Origin of the sequence: Streptomyces achromogenes subsp. achromogenes, from assembly GCF_000720835.1 — a bacterium.
In the GTDB taxonomy this organism is placed as follows: Bacteria; Actinomycetota; Actinomycetes; order Streptomycetales; family Streptomycetaceae; genus Streptomyces; species Streptomyces achromogenes.
In genome coordinates, this window is the sequence record NZ_JODT01000011.1 from 127,676 (window position 1) to 143,068 (window position 15,393).

The window sequence follows — 15,393 nt, forward strand, 5'->3', positions numbered from 1 at the left end:
GATCGCCGACCTTGCCGGTCTACACGGTAAGTGACGCGCATCGGTGACGCCCTAACGGGTGACCAACCTTACTGCATTTCACGAAAGGCGATATGGTGGCATCGATCGTGCAACCTGCAGCGAGGTGGTGGTGCGGCATGTCCCTCTTACGGCAACGACGTTTTCCCCGCTCTCCCAGATCCGTCAGAGCCGCCCGGGCGTTCGTGCTCGAAACCCTGACGCAGTGGGGATACCTCGACCGGCATGACGACGTACTCATCTGTGTCTCGGAGCTGGCCACGAATGCCCTACTGCACGGCGTGCCGCCGGGGCGCGAGTTCTCCGTGGGGGTTGTCGGGGGTGACTCATTGATCCGCATCGAAGTGCGGGACAGCGGAGGCGGAGACCCGGAGATCGTGCGGGGCCCGGCTGAGGGGTGCGGGGGCAGGGGGCTTCGCATCGTGAGTGCCCTTGCCGACGACTTCGGCGTCACCCGGCAGAACCCCGGCAAGATCGTGTGGACGGAATTCAAATGCGGTCTTCCGGACGCGCCGGAGGTTCGTGATGGAAGCAGGTGAAAGGGCGCGGCTCGAGGCGTACTTCGCTCGGATCGCCTCGCACTTCAGCCCTCCGGAGCGGCCGGCCGCCTTCCTGATCACACATCTTCTGCCTGAGCGCCCGGCCTTCGTCCGAGGGGTGGCGTGTGTGACGGACCTCAGGGCGGTGCTGCCCAAACCGAAATCCGTGCACGCGGAGGCCCAGCGCGAAATCGAGCGCAACGGACATGTGTGCGACAAACTGTCCCGGGAACTGTTTGCCGAGCCGGACCGAGCCGTCCGGTACCTCGAGACGCGGGCCGCGGGCCGGGCGGTGGTCCTTCTCGACGTAGGCGGTTACTTCGCTCCATCGATCGAGGAGGTGTGCAGTCGGTTCTCGGGTCGGATCTTCGGTGTGGTGGAGGACACCGAGAACGGGCATCGCCGGTATGCCGAGCTGGGGCAACTGCCCTGCCCAGTCCTCTCGGTGGCACGCTCGCCGCTCAAGGAACCCGAGGACTTCCTCGTGGGACAGTCGGTCGTGTTCTCGACCGAGGTCCTCATGAGGAGCCGGGGCGACATCCTGCACGGCCGTACCGCACTCGTCATCGGGTTCGGCAAGCTCGGGTCGAGCATCGCCCGCCTGCTGCACGCCAAGGGCGTACGCGTGACGGTGTACGACGTCGATCCCGTTCGCCGTACACAGGCGCTGTCCCAGGGCTTCGCGGTGGCGCGGGCACTCGCGAACGGACTGGAGGACGCAGGGCTCGTTCTCTGCGCCACCGGAGCGCTCTCGTTACGAGGCGAGGACTTCGGCCGGCTGCGCAACGGTGCCTACGTCGCCACCGTGACGAGCAGCGAGGACGAGCTGGAACTGGCCGGCCTCACCGACGCGTACGAGCGCACCCAGGTCGGCCCGCACATCACCCGGTACCTGACGACAGGGCACTACTTCTACCTCCTCAACGGCGGCAACGCCGTCAACTTCCTGCACGGCGCCAGCGTGGGGCCGTTCATCTTCCTGGTGCAAGCCGAGATAATCGCCGCCTCCGCAATGCTCGCCGGTGGCGGACTCGATCCGGGCATGCACGAGATCGGCCCGGCCGATCGCGCCACCATCGCCGCGACCTGGCTCGACTACTTCACCCAGTGAGGACGTACGGTGCCCATCACAGCCACCCACATCCGCGCGACCGTCGACGCGTACCTGAATGTCCGCCCGGAGGAGAAGGAGCGGCTCGCCTGCATCACGGCACTTCTCGACGACCCGGCGGCGGACATCGCCAGTCGCAAGGAGTTCCGGGGGCACGTTACGGCGGGAGCGGTCCTGGCCGATCCCGCCGGCCGAGTGCTGCACATCGAGCACCTGGCTCTGAAGCGCTGGCTGCTGCCCGGCGGACACCTGGAACCGGGCGACGCCACTCTCCTCGCCGCGGCACTGCGCGAGCTGACCGAGGAAACGGGCATCTCCGCCTCGGCTGTCGTCCCGGTAGGGGAGTGCCCCGTACACATCGACGTCCACCCGATCCCGGCCAATCCCGCCAAGGGCGAGCCGGAACACCGGCACTTCGACTTCCGGTTCATGTTCCGCACGGCGGCCGACGTCGGTGAACTCCAGACCGAGGAGGTGACGGACGCTGCCTGGCGATCCGCCGACACGATCGAGGACGAGGCGCTGCGCGACCGGGTTCTCCTCGCCCTGCGCTGATCGGCCCGCGCACACGAAAGGGCGCCCGGTGCGGAGACCGGGCGCCCTTCGGTGGTGGGTCAGTGGGTCGTTGCCGCCGCGTCCGCCGCCTGGGCCTTCAGGGCCCGTTCGATGCCCGCGCGGGACTCCGAGACCAGGCGGCGCAGGGCCGCGTTCGGCTCGGCCGTGGACAGCCAGGTGTCGGTCCTGGCCAGGGTGTCCTCGGACACCTGGACCGCCGGGTACAGGCCGACGGCGATCTGCTGGGCCATCTCGTGCGAACGGGACGCCCACACGTCCTTGAGGACCTCGAAGTACCGCTCCGTGTACGGCGCGAGCAGCTCCCGCTGGTCGGTCTGCACGAAGCCGCCGATCACGGCCTCCTGCACGGCGTTGGGCAGCTTGTCGGAGTCCACGACCGAGGCCCACGCCTCCGCCTTCGCCTCCGGCGTCGGACGCGCGGCGCGGGCGGTGGCCGCGTGCCGCTCACCGGCCGCCGTCCGGTCCCGCTCGTACTCGGCCGCGATCTCCGTCTCGTCGTACCGGCCGACCGCCGCGAGCCGCTCCACGAACGCCCAGCGCAGCTCGGTGTCCACGGCCAGGCCCTCGATGGTCTGCGCGCCGTCGAGCAGGGCCTCCAGCAGGTCCAGCTGCTCGGGCGTGCGCGCGGTCGCCGCGAACGCCCGCGCCCAGGCCAGCTGGTGGTCGCTGCCCGCCTCGGCCGCCCGCAGATGGGCCAGCGTGGCGTCGGTCCAGCGGGTCAGCAGCGCCTCGCGGGCGGACGGGTCGGCGTACAGGTCGATGGCCAGCTTCACCTGGCGGTGCAGCGACTGCACCACGCCGATGTCGGACTCCTTGCCGATGCCGGACAGCACCAGGGAGAGGTAGTCGCGGGCGGCCAGTTCGGCGTCCCGCGTCATGTCCCAGGCCGACGCCCAGCACAGCGCGCGCGGCAGCGACTCGGTGAAGTCGCCGAGGTGCTCGGTGACCACCGCGAGCGACCGCTCGTCCAGCCGGACCTTGGCGTACGACAGGTCGTCGTCGTTGAGCAGCACCACGGCCGGGCGGCGCTTGCCGGTCAGCTGCGGGACGGCCGTCAGCTCGCCGTCGACGTCCAGCTCGATCCGGTCGGTGCGCACCAGCTTGCCCGCGTCGGACAGGTCGTACAGGCCGATCGCGATGCGGTGCGGGCGCAGCACCGGCTCGCCCTTGGCGCCGGCGGGCAGCGCCGGGGCCTCCTGGCGCACGGCGAAGGAGGTGATGACACCGTCGGCGTCCGTCTCCACCTCGGGGCGCAGGATGTTGATGCCGGCCGTCTCCAGCCACTTCTTCGACCAGGTCTTCAGGTCCCGGCCGGAGGTCTCCTCCAGGGCGCCCAGCAGGTCCGACAGACGGGTGTTGCCGAAGGCGTGCCGCTTGAAGTACGCCTGCACGCCCTTGAAGAACTCGTCCTCGCCGACGTACGCCACCAGCTGCTTCAGCACGCTGGCGCCCTTGGCGTAGGTGATGCCGTCGAAGTTGACGAGCACGTCGTCCAGGTCGCGGATGTCCGCCATGATCGGGTGGGTGGACGGCAGCTGGTCCTGCCGGTACGCCCAGGTCTTCATGGAGTTGGCGAACGTGGTCCACGAGTGCGGCCAGCGGGAGCCGGGGGCCGCGGCCTGGCAGGCGATCGACGTGTACGTGGCGAACGACTCGTTCAGCCACAGGTCGTTCCACCACTCCATGGTGACCAGGTCGCCGAACCACATGTGGGCCAGCTCGTGCAGGATGGTCTCCGCGCGCACCTCGTACGCCGCGTCGGTCACCTTGGACCGGAAGACGTACTGGTCCCGGATGGTCACCGCGCCCGCGTTCTCCATCGCGCCCGCGTTGAACTCGGGCACGAACAGCTGGTCGTACTTCTTGAACGGGTAGGCGTAGTCGAACTTCTCCTGGAACCAGTCGAAGCCCTGCCGGGTGACCTCGAAGATGGCGTCCGCGTCCAGGAACTCGGCGAGCGAGGGCCGGCAGTAGATGCCGAGCGGCACCGACCGGCCGTCCTTCTCGTACACGCTGTGCACGGAGTGGTACGGGCCGGCGATCAGCGCGGTGATGTACGTCGAGATCCGCGGGGTCGGCTCGAAGGACCAGACGTTGTCCTTCGGCTCCGGGGCCGGCGAGTTGGAGATGACGGTCCAGCCCTCGGGCGCCTTCACGGTGAACTTGAAGGTGGCCTTCAGGTCCGGCTGCTCGAAGGAGGCGAAGACGCGGCGGGCGTCCGGCACCTCGAACTGCGTGTACAGGTACGCCTGCTCGTCCACCGGGTCGACGAAGCGGTGCAGGCCCTCACCGGTGTTGGTGTAGGCGCAGTCCGCGACGACCCGCAGGACGTTGGGGCCCTCCAGCAGGCCCGGCAGCGCGATCCGGGAGTCCTTGAAGACCTCGGCCGGATCCAGCGGGTCGCCGTTGAGGACCACCTCGTGGACGGTGGGCGCCACCAGGTCGATGAAGGACTCGGTGCCGCCCCGGGCCACGTCGAAGCGCACCGTGGTCACGGACCGGTAGGTACCCCCACCCTGCGCGCCGGAGAGGTCGAGATCGATCTCGTACGAGTCAACGGTGAGCAGCTCGGCCCGCTGCTGCGCCTCTTCGCGAGTCAGGTTTGTGCCAGGCACGCGGTCATCTCCTCGTTATGTGTCGGTTGCGCCATCCTTCCATGGGAGTGACGGGGAACGCGATGTCCGGTTCCCGACGGTGCCCGTGGCGCCGGGGGCGGGCGCCGAGGGGGAGGGCGCACACGCGGAAGGCCGTCCGGGGACGGCCTTCCGTGTGCCGCGGGTCCGCGTCGCGCGCTCAGCTCACCACGATCACCACGACGCCGGTGCCGACGAGCCCGTTGTGGAATCCGTTGCCGAAGAAGTTGTTGTGGAAGCCGCAGCCGTTGCCCCAGCCGCCGCGGTCGAAGCAGCCGTGGTGGGTGGAGACCTGCCCCGGCGTGACCGCCGAGGCCGTGCCCGCCGTGCCGATGGCCGCGCCACCGGCCAGGACGGCGCCGGCCGCGGATGCCGCGAGGAGACGCCTCACACGTAGTGCTTTCATGGGCCTACCTTCCTTCCACGCCCTCGTGGGGTTGTCCGGCACGGGGGCGATGGGTGCTGCCGCGGCGCGTTCGGGCACGCGCGGTACACAGGTGACGCCGCGGGGGCGAGGGGCACGTCCCGTGTGCCCGGCCGGCCTCGTGACCGGGGCGCTCGCCGTCGGCGGGCACACCGCCCGACCGCGGCCCTCCTCCAACACGCTAACGGCCCCCCGACGGCTCGGCATCTCGGCCACCGGCACCCACCCGGCACCGCCCTTCCGGCGCCGGCCCGCCGCCCGCCCCGCCTCCGCCGGCGTCAGCCCGCCGTCCGTCCCGCCTTCGCCTCCGTCTCCGCCAGCGTCCGGGCGAACTCCCGTACCGTCTCCGTCTCCGCGTCCCGGTGCCAGACCAGGGCCAGTTCGGAGTCGGGGACGCCGTCGACGGGGACGTAGGCGAGGTCGGTGCGCCGGTGCTGGGCGGCCGTGGGGTGGCACAGCAGCAGGGCGCCGCGGCCGGCGGCGGCCAGGGACAGCGCCTCCTGGAGGGTGGTGGCCACCGGGCCGGGCAGCGCGCCGGGGGCACGGGCGGCACGCCAGTACGGCGGGGCCGGCGCCGCCGCCCCGATCAGCGGTACGGCCGCGAGGTCCGCCGCGCAGACCCGGTCCCGGCCGGCGAACGCGTGCCGGCGGGAGACGGCCAGCGTGTGCCGCTGCCGGGAGAAGACCGCGCCGACGACCAGGTCCGGCTCCGCCACCGGCAGCAGCACCACCGCCGCGTCCACCGCGCCCCGCCGCACCGCCCCGAACGGATCCGCGTACGGGATCTCCACCAGGTCCACCGAGCGGGCCGCGTCCTTCGCCTCGAACGCCGTGACCGCCTCCAGCAGCGGCGCGTAGGCCGTCCCCTGGAAACCCAGCCGCAGCGGGCCGGTCCCGCCCCGGGCCACCGCCCGCGCGTCCGCCACCGCCGCGTGCAGCGCCCCGTACGCCGGACGCAGCCGCTCCAGGAAGCGTTCGCCGAGCGGGGTCAGCGCCACCCGGCGGCTGGAGCGGTGCACCAGCCGGGCGCCCACCCGGCGCTCCAGCGCGGCCAGCAGCTGGCTCACCCGGCTCTGCGACACGAACAGCCGCTCCCCGGCCCGACCGAAGTGCAGCTCCTCGGCGAGCACCAGAAAGCACTCCAACTCCCGTAGCTCCAGCCCGGACACGCGACTCCCTCCGCCGATCACTCCCGCTCATGCAAGGGTGAGCGGATCGCCGTTGTTCCCGCGCCGCCCGCGGCAAAGGCTGGAGGGCATGGTCTTCCACCGAGCCCCCCACTCCCGGACCCGCACCCGCCACCCCTCCGACCCGCTCGACACCCCGTCGGTCCGCCCGGACCGGCCCTGGGCCGCCGTCGGGATGCTCGCCGGCGCCACCTTCGCCGTCGTCACCACCGAGATGCTCCCCGTCGGCCTGCTCACCTCGCTCGGCGCGGGACTGGACGTCTCCGCCGGCACCGCGGGCCTCGCCGTCACCCTGCCCGGACTGGTCGCGGCCGTCGCCGCCCCGCTGCTGCCGGTCGCCGTGCGCCGCGCCGACCGCCGCACCGTGCTGTGCGCGCTGCTGCTCCTGCTGGCCGCCGCCAACCTGCTCACCGCGCTCGCCCCCGCCTTCCCCGTGGTGCTCCTCGCCCGGCTGCTGGTCGGGGTGTGCATGGGCGGGGTGTGGGCGGTGGCCGCCGGGCTCGGCGCGCGGCTGCTGCCCGGGCCGTCGGCCGGCCGGGCCACCGCGCTGGCCTTCAGCGGGATCGCGGTCGCCTCGGTGCTCGGGGTGCCCGCCGGGACCTTCCTCGGCGCGGCGGCGGGCTGGCGCACCGCCTTCGCCGCGATGACCGGCTGCGCGCTGCTGGTGGCGGCCGGCCTCGCCGTCGTCCTGCCGCCGCTGCCCGCCGAGGGCGCCGTCCGCCTCGGCACCTTCCCCCGGCTGCTCGGCGCCGCCCGGGTGCGGTGGCTGCTCGTCACCATCGCCCTGCTGGTCACGGGCCACTTCGCCGCCTACACCTACGTCCGCCCCGTCCTGGAACGCGTCCCGGGCACCGGGCCGGGCCTGGTCGGCACCCTGCTGCTCGGCTACGGACTCGCGGGCGTCGCCGGGAACTTCGCGGGCGGCGCGCTCGCCGCCCGCCGCCCCCGCCGCGCCCTGCGGCTGATCGCCACGGTGCTCGGCGCGGTCGTCGTGCTGCTCGCCCCGGCGGGCCGCTCCGCCGCCGGGTCGGCCGCGCTGCTGCTGGTGTGGGGGCTGGCCTACGGCGGGGTGTCCGTGTCCGGCCAGCGGGCCCTCACGGCCGCCGCGCCCACGGCACCGGAGGCCGCGTCCGCCCTGTTCGCCGGGGTGTTCAACGCGGCCATCGCGCTCGGCGCGCTGGCCGGCGGACGGCTCGCGGACGGACCGGGACCGACCGCCGTCCTGCTCACGGGCGGGGTGCTCGCGGGTCTGGCGGCGCTCACCCCGGGCCGCGACGAGCGAGGGGCGGCCACGTCACCGTGACCGCCCCGCACCGCGTGGTGAGCCTTACTTCGCCGACAGCTCCGCCGCCACCAGCTCCGCGATCTGCACCGCGTTCAGCGCGGCGCCCTTGCGGAGGTTGTCGTTGGAGATGAACAGCGCCAGACCGTTGTCCACCGTCTCGTCGCGGCGGATGCGGCCGACGTACGACGGGTCCTGGCCGGCCGCCTGGAGCGGGGTCGGGATGTCGGACAGGGCCACCCCGGGCGCCTTCGCCAGCAGCTCGGTGGCCCGCTCCGGGCTGAGCGGGCGGGCGAAGCGGGCGTTGACCTGGAGGGAGTGGCCGGAGAAGACCGGCACGCGCACACAGGTGCCGGACACCTTCAGCTGAGGGATCTCCAGGATCTTGCGGGACTCGTTGCGCAGCTTCTGCTCCTCGTCGGTCTCGTTCAGACCGTCGTCCACGATCGAACCCGCCAGCGGGAGCACGTTGAAGGCGATCGTGCGCTTGTAGACCTGCGGCTCGGGGAAGTCGACCGCCCCGCCGTCGTGGGTGAGCTTGTCGGCCTCGGCCGCCACCTTCTGCACCTGGCCGTGCAGCTCGGCCACGCCCGCGAGACCCGAACCGGACACCGCCTGGTACGTGGCGACGACCAGCGCCTCGAGGCCGGCCTCCTCGTGCAGCGGCCGCAGCACCGGCATCGCGGCCATCGTGGTGCAGTTCGGGTTGGCGATGATGCCCTTGGGGCGGTCGGCGATGGCGTGCGGGTTCACCTCGGAGACCACCAGCGGGACCTCGGGGTCCTTGCGCCAAGCCGAGGAGTTGTCGATCACGACGGCGCCCTGGGAGGCGACCTTTTCGGCCAGCGCCTTGGAGGTCGCGCCGCCCGCCGAGAAGAGCACGATGTCCAGGCCGGTGTAGTCCGCGGTCGCCGCGTCCTCCACCGTCACACCGTCCAGCACGCTCCCGGCCGAGCGGGCCGAGGCGAACAGGCGCAGCTGCGTGACCGGGAAGTTCCGCTCCGCGAGGATCCTGCGCATGACCGTGCCCACCTGACCGGTGGCTCCGACGATTCCGACCCTCACGGCGACTCCCTCTGTGTGTTGCTTGCCTGACCGGGGCGTTTCCATCATGCGGCCCACCCCGGTCCACCTGTCCAATTCTTTGCCCGGCGTGCCCGAGGAATGGGACACGGCCGCCTCGCGAACGGTTCCACACGTCCGCCCGGCACCGGATGGAGCTGCAGAAATTCCCTCCGCGACGGCCCCGCGCCGCAAGCTGTGCCGTCCCGTCCCTGCCCGCGCGGGCCCCGGCCATACGAAGGTGTGATGTACGCCTCTGCCCGGGCGGCCGGCCCTCGGGGTACGGGAAGGGGCGGGCGTCCCCTCGGAACACCCGCCCCTCCTTGCCGGCCGTCACTTTGTTACGGCGTGACCTTGCCGATCTTCACGCTGGCTGTGCCCGCCGTCGTGCCGCGCGCGTTCACCAGCTGGACCCGGCCGAAGAACTCGCGGCCCGCCGGGGCCTCGGCCGCGGCCGTGACCTGGGCGCCGACCGTCGCCGAGGCGCCCGTGGCGAGGTGGACCGGGGCGGAGCCGGCGACCGTGACGGAGCCGAGGGCGGAGGAGAAGAACACGTCCCGGTAGTCGTAGTCGGTCGAGCCGGACGGGACGGCGTAGCCCACGACCTCGATCGTGTAGGTGCCGGCGGCCGGGGACGGCACGGAGACCGCCTCCTCCGAGTCGCCGTCGGCGGACTTGCCGACCTCCTTGCCGGACGCGTCGTACACCGCGAGGTCCAGGTCGGCCGCCGCGTCCGAGACCCGCCCGATGGCGACGTCGAGCGAGGTCGCGCCGGCCGGGACGGTCACCGTGGTGGTCCGCGTCTCGCCCTCCTTGATCGCCGGCCGGGCGGACTCGGCGGAGCCGAGCGGGCCGCCGGTCAGCGTGCCGTCCAGCGGGGCGTACCCGTTGGTCACCTTCCAGGACGCGGCGACCGGGGTCCCCACCTTGGCCTCGGGCACGGTCACGGTCTCCGGGTCGAAGGCCGCGCCGAGGACGGAGACGTCCAGCCGGTAGGGGTTGTCGAGCAGCGGGGAGGTGCGCCGGGACTCGACCTCGATCTCCCAGACGCCGGGCTGCGGGTCGGCGTAGGCGCGCACGCCGGGCTTGCAGCCGTTGCCGTCCAGGTAGTTGTGGTAGCAGTACGGCGTGCCGGTGTTGTCGGACGGGACGCCGTAGGGGTGGATGGCGATGAACCGGGTCTGGCTGCCGTCCTTCAGCCCGCCGAGGGCGACCTCCAGGGACGTGGCGCCCTCGGGCACGCTCACGAAGTACGACCGGGTGCTGTTGCGCTGCACCGAACCGGACGCGGAGTAGGTGTACTTCACCGGCTCGGCGACGACGACCGTGGTGAGGATCTGCTTGTCGACGCCCTCGGTCCTCGGGTCGTCGACCTCCAGGATCGCGCTCTTCAGGCCCGCGGACCCGGGCGCCGCCTGCACCTTGACCGTCACCGGCCGGTTCAGCGGGAGCCGCACCACGTCGTCACCGAGGATCCGGAAGGTGTGCCCGGCGTTGTTCTCGAAGTGCAGCTCGTGCCGGACCGCCTTGTCCGGGCCGGACGTACGGGTGATCGTCACGTCGTACGTCTTCTTCTGGCCCGCCTTCAGGCCGCCCTCGCGGTCGTACAGGCCGGTGCCGTGGCCGGGGATCTTCAGCGCGTCGTCGATCGCGGTGTCGACCGGTGCGTCGACGGTGTAGTCGTGGGCGGTGGCGCCGTCCTCGATGGCGTCCCAGGCGTCCACGATGTTGATCAGGCCCGCGCCCTCCTCGTACGCCTGGACGCCCTTGATGTGGTCGGCGGTCGAGGTCAGCGCGGTGCGCAGCCGGGCGGGGGTGAGGCCGATGCCCTCGCGCTTGGCGGCCGACAGCAGCAGCGCGGAGGCGCCGGTGGCCTGCGGGGCGGCCATCGAGGTGCCCTGGAGCATCGAGTAGCCGGCCGGGAGGGAGTAGCCCGCCTCGGCGACCGGACCGCCCGGCAGCCAGGTCTGGGTGGTGTTGATCGCGGCGCCGGGCGCACTCAGGGTCGGGGTGAAGCCGCCGTCCTCACGCGGGCCGCGCGAGGAGAACGGCATCATCGCGTACTTCTTCTCCACGGCCGAGCCGTAGTTGGCGGCCCAGGTCTCCTTGGAGATCGTCGCGCCGACGGAGATCACCTTGTCGGCCAGGCCCGGGTCGCCGATGGTGTTGGCGCCCGGCCCGGAGTTGCCGGCGGAGATCACCAGCTGGACGCCGTAGGTGTCGATGAGCCGGGTGTACAGCTCGGCGCGCGCGTTGTTGCCGTCGTTGAGCGCGGGCAGCCCGCCGATCGACATGTTGACGATGTCGACACCGCGCTTGGTCACCAGGTCGATCATGCCCTCGGTGAGGGCGACGTTGGTGCAGCCGCCGGTCCAGGTGCAGGCCCGCGAGGAGACGATCTTCGCGCCGGGGGCCGCGCCGTTCATCCGCCCGCCGAACAGGCCGTGCGCGGCGGTGATGCCGGCGACATGGGTGCCGTGCTCGGACTCGATGACCCCGATGTTGACGTAGTCGGCCTTGGCGCCGGAGGCGTTGTAGACGACGTCCTTGCGGGTCTCCACCACGAACGGGACCCGCTCGGCGACGTCGGTCGCCGGGTCGTCGGTGCCGAAGTACCCGACCTGGAAGGCGTCCTTGTACGGCTTCATCGGCGCGTCGTCGGTGAAGTCCAGATTGTCGTCGGTGTCGACGCGGACCGTGCCGGCGGCCGGGTCGTACAGCACGCCCCAGGCGTCGGTGGTGTCGCCGTCCCGGTTCAGGTCGCCCTTCGCGTCGCCGCCGGCGGTGGCGGACTCGTACATGTAGTTGAACTTGTACGAGCCCTCGGGCGCCGTGAACTTCTCGGTGCCCTGCGCGGTGGTGACGGAGAAGGCCGGACCGGCGACGCCGGTGGTCATCCGCCGCCAGGTGCCGTCGCCGTCGGTGACCGGGTCGGTCGCGGTCACCCAGTCGACGATCTTCCGCTCGCCGGTGGTGGTCGTGCGCAGCGCCGGGTGGCCGAGGTCGACGCCGGAGTCGAGGATGCCGATGGTGACCCCGCGCCCGTCCGCCTTCGGGTGGTCCCGGACGAAGTCGACGGCACCGGTCTCGAAGGAGGGGTTGTACGGGTTCTCCGCCGGGGTGTTCCGGCCCGGCGCCGGGTAAGCCGCCTTGGCCGACGGGGACTTGGCGCCCGTGGGCACCGGGTCGTCCAGCGGGATCTCCTGCTTGAGGTCGATGGCCCGCACGGAGGAGAGCTTCACGGCGGCGTCGATGGCCGAGTCCGCGCGGCTGGTCGGGACGGTGGCCCGGACGTAGCCGAGCTTGTCGTCGGTGCGGCCCACCAGGCCGCCGTCGACCGCGTCCAGCTCCCCGGCGACCTGCTCCGTCTGCCCGGGCGAGGTCGCGATCATCAGGGTGACGTTCTTGTCGCCGTCGGCCTTGGCCTCGGCGAGCAGGGCGGCGTCGTCCGAACCCAGCTTGTCGTGGGCGGACTTGACTCCGGGGTCGGCGGCCGGGGCGGGGGGCGGCTCCGCGGCGAGGGCCGGCGGCACCGGGCCGGCCGCGCAGAGGGCGGCCACCACGCCCACGGCCGCGGCTATGCGGGCCAGGCGTCTCGGGCCGGATATGGGATCACGCTCGGGGGCGGTGTGGGTCATCGGCATCCCTCAGGTCAAGAAACGAGCGGACGGAAGCGCTCAGCCTGACCGAGAAGGGAGGGATTTTGGGGACCGTTGACGCAATCGAAATGAACGTATGGGGAAAACCCGCGATGGGAAATGAGCCGGTTTTGACGGTATGAGACGGAATCCGGTCCTTGCGTACGGGGTGACCTGCCCGCCGCCGGATTTTCGCTCGCCGGTGCCCGCCCCGGGGAATAACGTCCGGGCATGCGACGGAACTTGAGGGTGGCGGCCTACGCCGTGTGTGTCCGCGACGGACAGCTCCTGCTCGCCCGCTCACCCGCGCACGGCGGCACCTTCGAGTGGGTGCTGCCCGGCGGCGGCATGGAGCACGGCGAGGACCCGTACGACACCGTCCGCCGCGAGGTCACCGAGGAGACCGGCTACCGCATCGAGGTGACCGGCCTGCTCGGCGTCCACACCCGCCGGTTCGTCGGGGACCCGCGCGTCGGCCGCCGCGTGGACCACCAGGCCCTGCGGATCTTCTACGCGGGCGAGGTCACCGGCGGGGAACTGCGCCCCGAGGTCGGCGGCTCCACCGACCTCGCCGCCTGGCACGACCTGGCCGCCGTACCCGGTCTGGTCCGGGTGCCGATGGTCGACATCGGACTGCGGCTGTGGCGCGAACGCCCGCCGCACGGACGGCTCGCGGACCGGCCGGAGGTAGCGCCGTAGGGCGTGAGCCGCACCGGAACAGGGCCGGAAAGCCCCCCCGAACGGCCTTCCGGGACCCGTCCGGGGCCACGGCGGAGACGACCGCCGTGGCCGGGAGGGGTGCCGTCAGCCGGAGACGCGGGTGAGCACCGGCAGATAACCGAGCGACTGGCCCGGCGCCGTGGGGTGGTAGGACTCGGTGATCGCCAGGATGTCGACGCTGCGCAGCCAGGGCCGCGAGGAGCAGATCTCGTGGCCGGCGAAGGCGCCGGTGACATCGGCGAAGGTGAACCCGTGGGCGGCGGCCCGCCCCGCGATCACCCCGTTGAGATGGTCCACCGCGTCGTTCAGGGTGGCCCGCTCGCCGTCCTGGAGGCCGAGCGCGCAGCCGCCCCTGAGGTGGTACAGGTGCGGGTAGCCCAGCACCACGACCCGGGCGGCGGGCGCCCGGTCCCGGATGGCCGTGTAGAGGCGGTCGAGGCGGTCCGTCAGCGACCCGTCCATGGTGTCCAGGGCCCGGGACACGGCGGTGTGGCAGCGGTCGGCACCGCCGATCGCGCACATCGCCAGGGTCCCGGCGAAGCCCGAGTCGCTGCCGCCCACGGTGAGGGTGACCAGGGAGGTGCGCGCGCTGAGGTGGCCGAGCTGCTCGGTCAGCACGTCCTCGGTGCCGGCGCCGTTGCACGCGGCGAAGCTGAACGTGGCCGGCGCGTGGGCCTCGGCCCACAGCACGGGAAAGGCCCGGCTGCTGCGCTTGCACTCCTTGCCGGAGGCCAGGTAGTCGCCGGCGCCCACACCGGAGGAGTAGGAGTCGCCGAGGGCCACATAGCCGCCGGCCGGGGTGCGGGGCGGCGCCTGGGCGGTCGCGGGACCGGCGAACGCGCAGGCCGCCGCGAGGAGCAGGGAGCAGCCGCCCGCCGCTATTCGGGTCTGTCTCATGACTCTCCTCTACCGGGGCCCGCGCCGCCCCGCCCGCCGCGCTGGTCCGCCCGGGTGAGCCCTCACCCGGGCGGACCAGCACCACTGGCCGGCCCGGCCGTCACCGGGCGGCGCCACGCCCGGCCGCTACCGGGGCCGCACCACGACGTACACGGACGGCTCGCGGTCGGCGGAGGCCATCAGCGCCGTCCGCACCACCGTCGCCTGCTGCTCCGGGCAGTCCCGGAGCTTGCGCGGCGTGAGGTACACGACCGTGATGCCGATGCGCTCCAGGTGCTCGCGCTTGCCGGCGTACCGGGACCACACGGCCCCGTCGTCCTGCCGGGACACCCGCGTGTCCAGCTCGACCGCCACCGCGTGGTCCGGCCAGTAGGCGTCCAGGCCGCCCAGGTGCGGGCCGCCGGGCAGGCGCAGCTCGACGTTCCACACCGGGTCGGGCAGACCGTACTCGCGGACCATCCGGTACAGGCGGTCCTCGGCGGCCGGGCGGCCCTCGGCGAACACCGCGTCCACCGCGTCCGCCACGTGCGGCCGGTGCAGCAGCCGCGCCCGGGCCAGCTCCCGGAGCAGCGCGGCCGGTTCGCCGTGGCCGCCGCGCACCGCCTCGGTCAGCAGCCGCCGTACCGTCTCGGTGTCCGTGGGCTCCGCCACCGCGTCCGCCAGCGCCCGCGCCACCGGTGCCACCGGCAGCCCCGCCACCTGCTGCGGCTCGGGCGGCTCGGAGGTGCGCACGACGCGCACGTAGCCGAGGGAGCGCGGCCGGCGCTGCCGGGACACCAGGACGTCCACCCGGTTCAGGGCGTCGGGCGGCGGGGTGGCCGAGAAGCCGTGCAGGGCCAGCGCCGCGGGCCCGGTGAGCACCGCGTCCGGGTACTGCGGCCGCTGCGGGCCCTGGGCCGTCGGCTGGGCCGGCACACCCTGCCGCGCCGCGTACAGCAGGGCCGCGTGCAGCCGCTCCTCGCCGGTGGGCGGGCCGGAGTGCAGCAGGATCACCCGCGGCAGCAGCTCCCGCCAGGGGCCGTCGGGGCCGCACCGCTCGGCCAGCTCGGCCGGGGACACACCGTGGGCGCGCAGCTGGGCCGCCGTCAGGACCCGGCGGTGGACGTCGGCCAGGTGGCGCAGGGGGCGGGGGGAGAGGGGGGTGTCGTGCGTCATGGCCTCGGGATTCCCCGGTCCCCTCCGGCCCGTAACCGCTGTTACACATCTGTCGAAGAATGCGGACAACACGGCACTAAAGGTCAGGTGTTCGGATGCCGAGAGGGCAGTGAAAACCCCTGGTCCGATCGGGTGTGAACCAGGGGTTACG

At 72.8% G+C, this 15,393-nt stretch carries 12 protein-coding genes; 5 read left to right on the forward strand and 7 right to left on the reverse strand.

Features of this window, described 5'->3' with window-relative positions:
• The first annotated feature begins 137 nt into the window (after positions 1 to 137).
• Genes IH25_RS0113400 through IH25_RS0113410 form a run of 3 tightly spaced genes read left to right on the forward strand, consistent with a single transcriptional unit; the run spans position 138 to position 2,223 of the window.
• Positions 138 to 557 (forward strand): ATP-binding protein, encoded by a 420-nt coding sequence (locus tag IH25_RS0113400; RefSeq protein ID WP_051753913.1) that lies wholly within the window; start codon positions 138 to 140, stop codon positions 555 to 557.
• Positions 544 to 1,668 (forward strand): adenosylhomocysteinase, encoded by a 1,125-nt coding sequence (locus tag IH25_RS0113405; RefSeq protein WP_030608120.1) that lies wholly within the window; start codon positions 544 to 546, stop codon positions 1,666 to 1,668. Before IH25_RS0113400 ends, IH25_RS0113405 begins: the two co-directional genes overlap by 14 nt.
• Positions 1,669 to 1,677: 9 nt before the next feature.
• Positions 1,678 to 2,223, forward strand: a complete 546-nt coding sequence (locus IH25_RS0113410; RefSeq protein ID WP_030608122.1) for an NUDIX hydrolase — start codon at positions 1,678 to 1,680, stop codon at positions 2,221 to 2,223.
• 59 nt (positions 2,224 to 2,282) lie between these two features.
• Here the strand turns inward: IH25_RS0113410 and pepN are convergent, their stop codons facing one another.
• The 3 genes from pepN to IH25_RS0113425 form a co-directional block, all read right to left on the reverse strand.
• Positions 2,283 to 4,859, reverse strand: coding sequence for an aminopeptidase N (gene pepN, locus IH25_RS0113415; protein ID WP_030608124.1), 2,577 nt, complete (start codon positions 4,857 to 4,859; stop codon positions 2,283 to 2,285).
• A 178-nt stretch (positions 4,860 to 5,037) separates the two neighbouring features.
• Positions 5,038 to 5,283: a hypothetical protein gene (locus IH25_RS0113420; RefSeq protein WP_157846971.1), complete on the reverse strand. Its 246-nt coding sequence runs from the start codon at positions 5,281 to 5,283 to the stop codon at positions 5,038 to 5,040.
• Between the two features lie 296 nt (positions 5,284 to 5,579).
• On the reverse strand, positions 5,580 to 6,470 hold the full coding sequence (locus tag IH25_RS0113425) for a LysR family transcriptional regulator (RefSeq protein ID WP_030608130.1): 891 nt from the start codon (positions 6,468 to 6,470) through the stop codon (positions 5,580 to 5,582).
• Positions 6,471 to 6,558: 88 nt separating this feature from the next.
• Between IH25_RS0113425 and IH25_RS0113430 the strand changes: the two genes are divergently transcribed.
• Complete coding sequence (locus IH25_RS0113430) at positions 6,559 to 7,791, forward strand: MFS transporter (protein WP_078844232.1); 1,233 nt, start codon at positions 6,559 to 6,561, stop codon at positions 7,789 to 7,791.
• Positions 7,792 to 7,815: 24 nt separating this feature from the next.
• On the opposite strand, the gene IH25_RS0113435 is transcribed toward IH25_RS0113430, so the two are convergent.
• Positions 7,816 to 8,835 (reverse strand): aspartate-semialdehyde dehydrogenase, encoded by a 1,020-nt coding sequence (locus IH25_RS0113435; protein WP_030608136.1) that lies wholly within the window; start codon positions 8,833 to 8,835, stop codon positions 7,816 to 7,818.
• Positions 8,836 to 9,173: 338 nt separating this feature from the next.
• On the reverse strand, positions 9,174 to 12,470 hold the full coding sequence (locus tag IH25_RS0113440) for a S8 family serine peptidase (protein ID WP_030608139.1): 3,297 nt from the start codon (positions 12,468 to 12,470) through the stop codon (positions 9,174 to 9,176).
• 231 nt (positions 12,471 to 12,701) lie between these two features.
• Here IH25_RS0113440 and IH25_RS0113445 point away from each other — a divergent pair, with 231 nt between their 5' ends.
• Positions 12,702 to 13,169 carry an NUDIX hydrolase gene (locus tag IH25_RS0113445; RefSeq protein WP_030608142.1) on the forward strand — a complete coding sequence of 156 codons (468 nt, stop codon included), beginning with the start codon at positions 12,702 to 12,704 and terminating at the stop codon, positions 13,167 to 13,169.
• A 105-nt stretch (positions 13,170 to 13,274) separates the two neighbouring features.
• Here the strand turns inward: IH25_RS0113445 and IH25_RS0113450 are convergent, their stop codons facing one another.
• Positions 13,275 to 14,087, reverse strand: a complete 813-nt coding sequence (locus IH25_RS0113450) for an SGNH/GDSL hydrolase family protein (protein WP_030608145.1) — start codon at positions 14,085 to 14,087, stop codon at positions 13,275 to 13,277.
• Between the two features lie 126 nt (positions 14,088 to 14,213).
• Positions 14,214 to 15,242: a hypothetical protein gene (locus IH25_RS0113455; protein WP_030608148.1), complete on the reverse strand. Its 1,029-nt coding sequence runs from the start codon at positions 15,240 to 15,242 to the stop codon at positions 14,214 to 14,216.
• Between the last annotated feature and the right edge of the window lie 151 nt (positions 15,243 to 15,393).

Coding starts and splice junctions, on each gene's coding strand:
- IH25_RS0113400 (WP_051753913.1), top strand. CDS start 138: ATGTCCCTCTTACGGCAACGACGTTTTCCCCGCTCTCCCAGATCCGTC.
- IH25_RS0113405 (WP_030608120.1), top strand. CDS start 544: ATGGAAGCAGGTGAAAGGGCGCGGCTCGAGGCGTACTTCGCTCGGATC.
- IH25_RS0113420 (WP_157846971.1), bottom strand. CDS start 5,283: ATGAAAGCACTACGTGTGAGGCGTCTCCTCGCGGCATCCGCGGCCGGC.
- IH25_RS0113430 (WP_078844232.1), top strand. CDS start 6,559: ATGGTCTTCCACCGAGCCCCCCACTCCCGGACCCGCACCCGCCACCCC.
- IH25_RS0113440 (WP_030608139.1), bottom strand. CDS start 12,470: ATGACCCACACCGCCCCCGAGCGTGATCCCATATCCGGCCCGAGACGC.
- IH25_RS0113445 (WP_030608142.1), top strand. CDS start 12,702: ATGCGACGGAACTTGAGGGTGGCGGCCTACGCCGTGTGTGTCCGCGAC.
- IH25_RS0113450 (WP_030608145.1), bottom strand. CDS start 14,087: ATGAGACAGACCCGAATAGCGGCGGGCGGCTGCTCCCTGCTCCTCGCG.
- IH25_RS0113455 (WP_030608148.1), bottom strand. CDS start 15,242: ATGACGCACGACACCCCCCTCTCCCCCCGCCCCCTGCGCCACCTGGCC.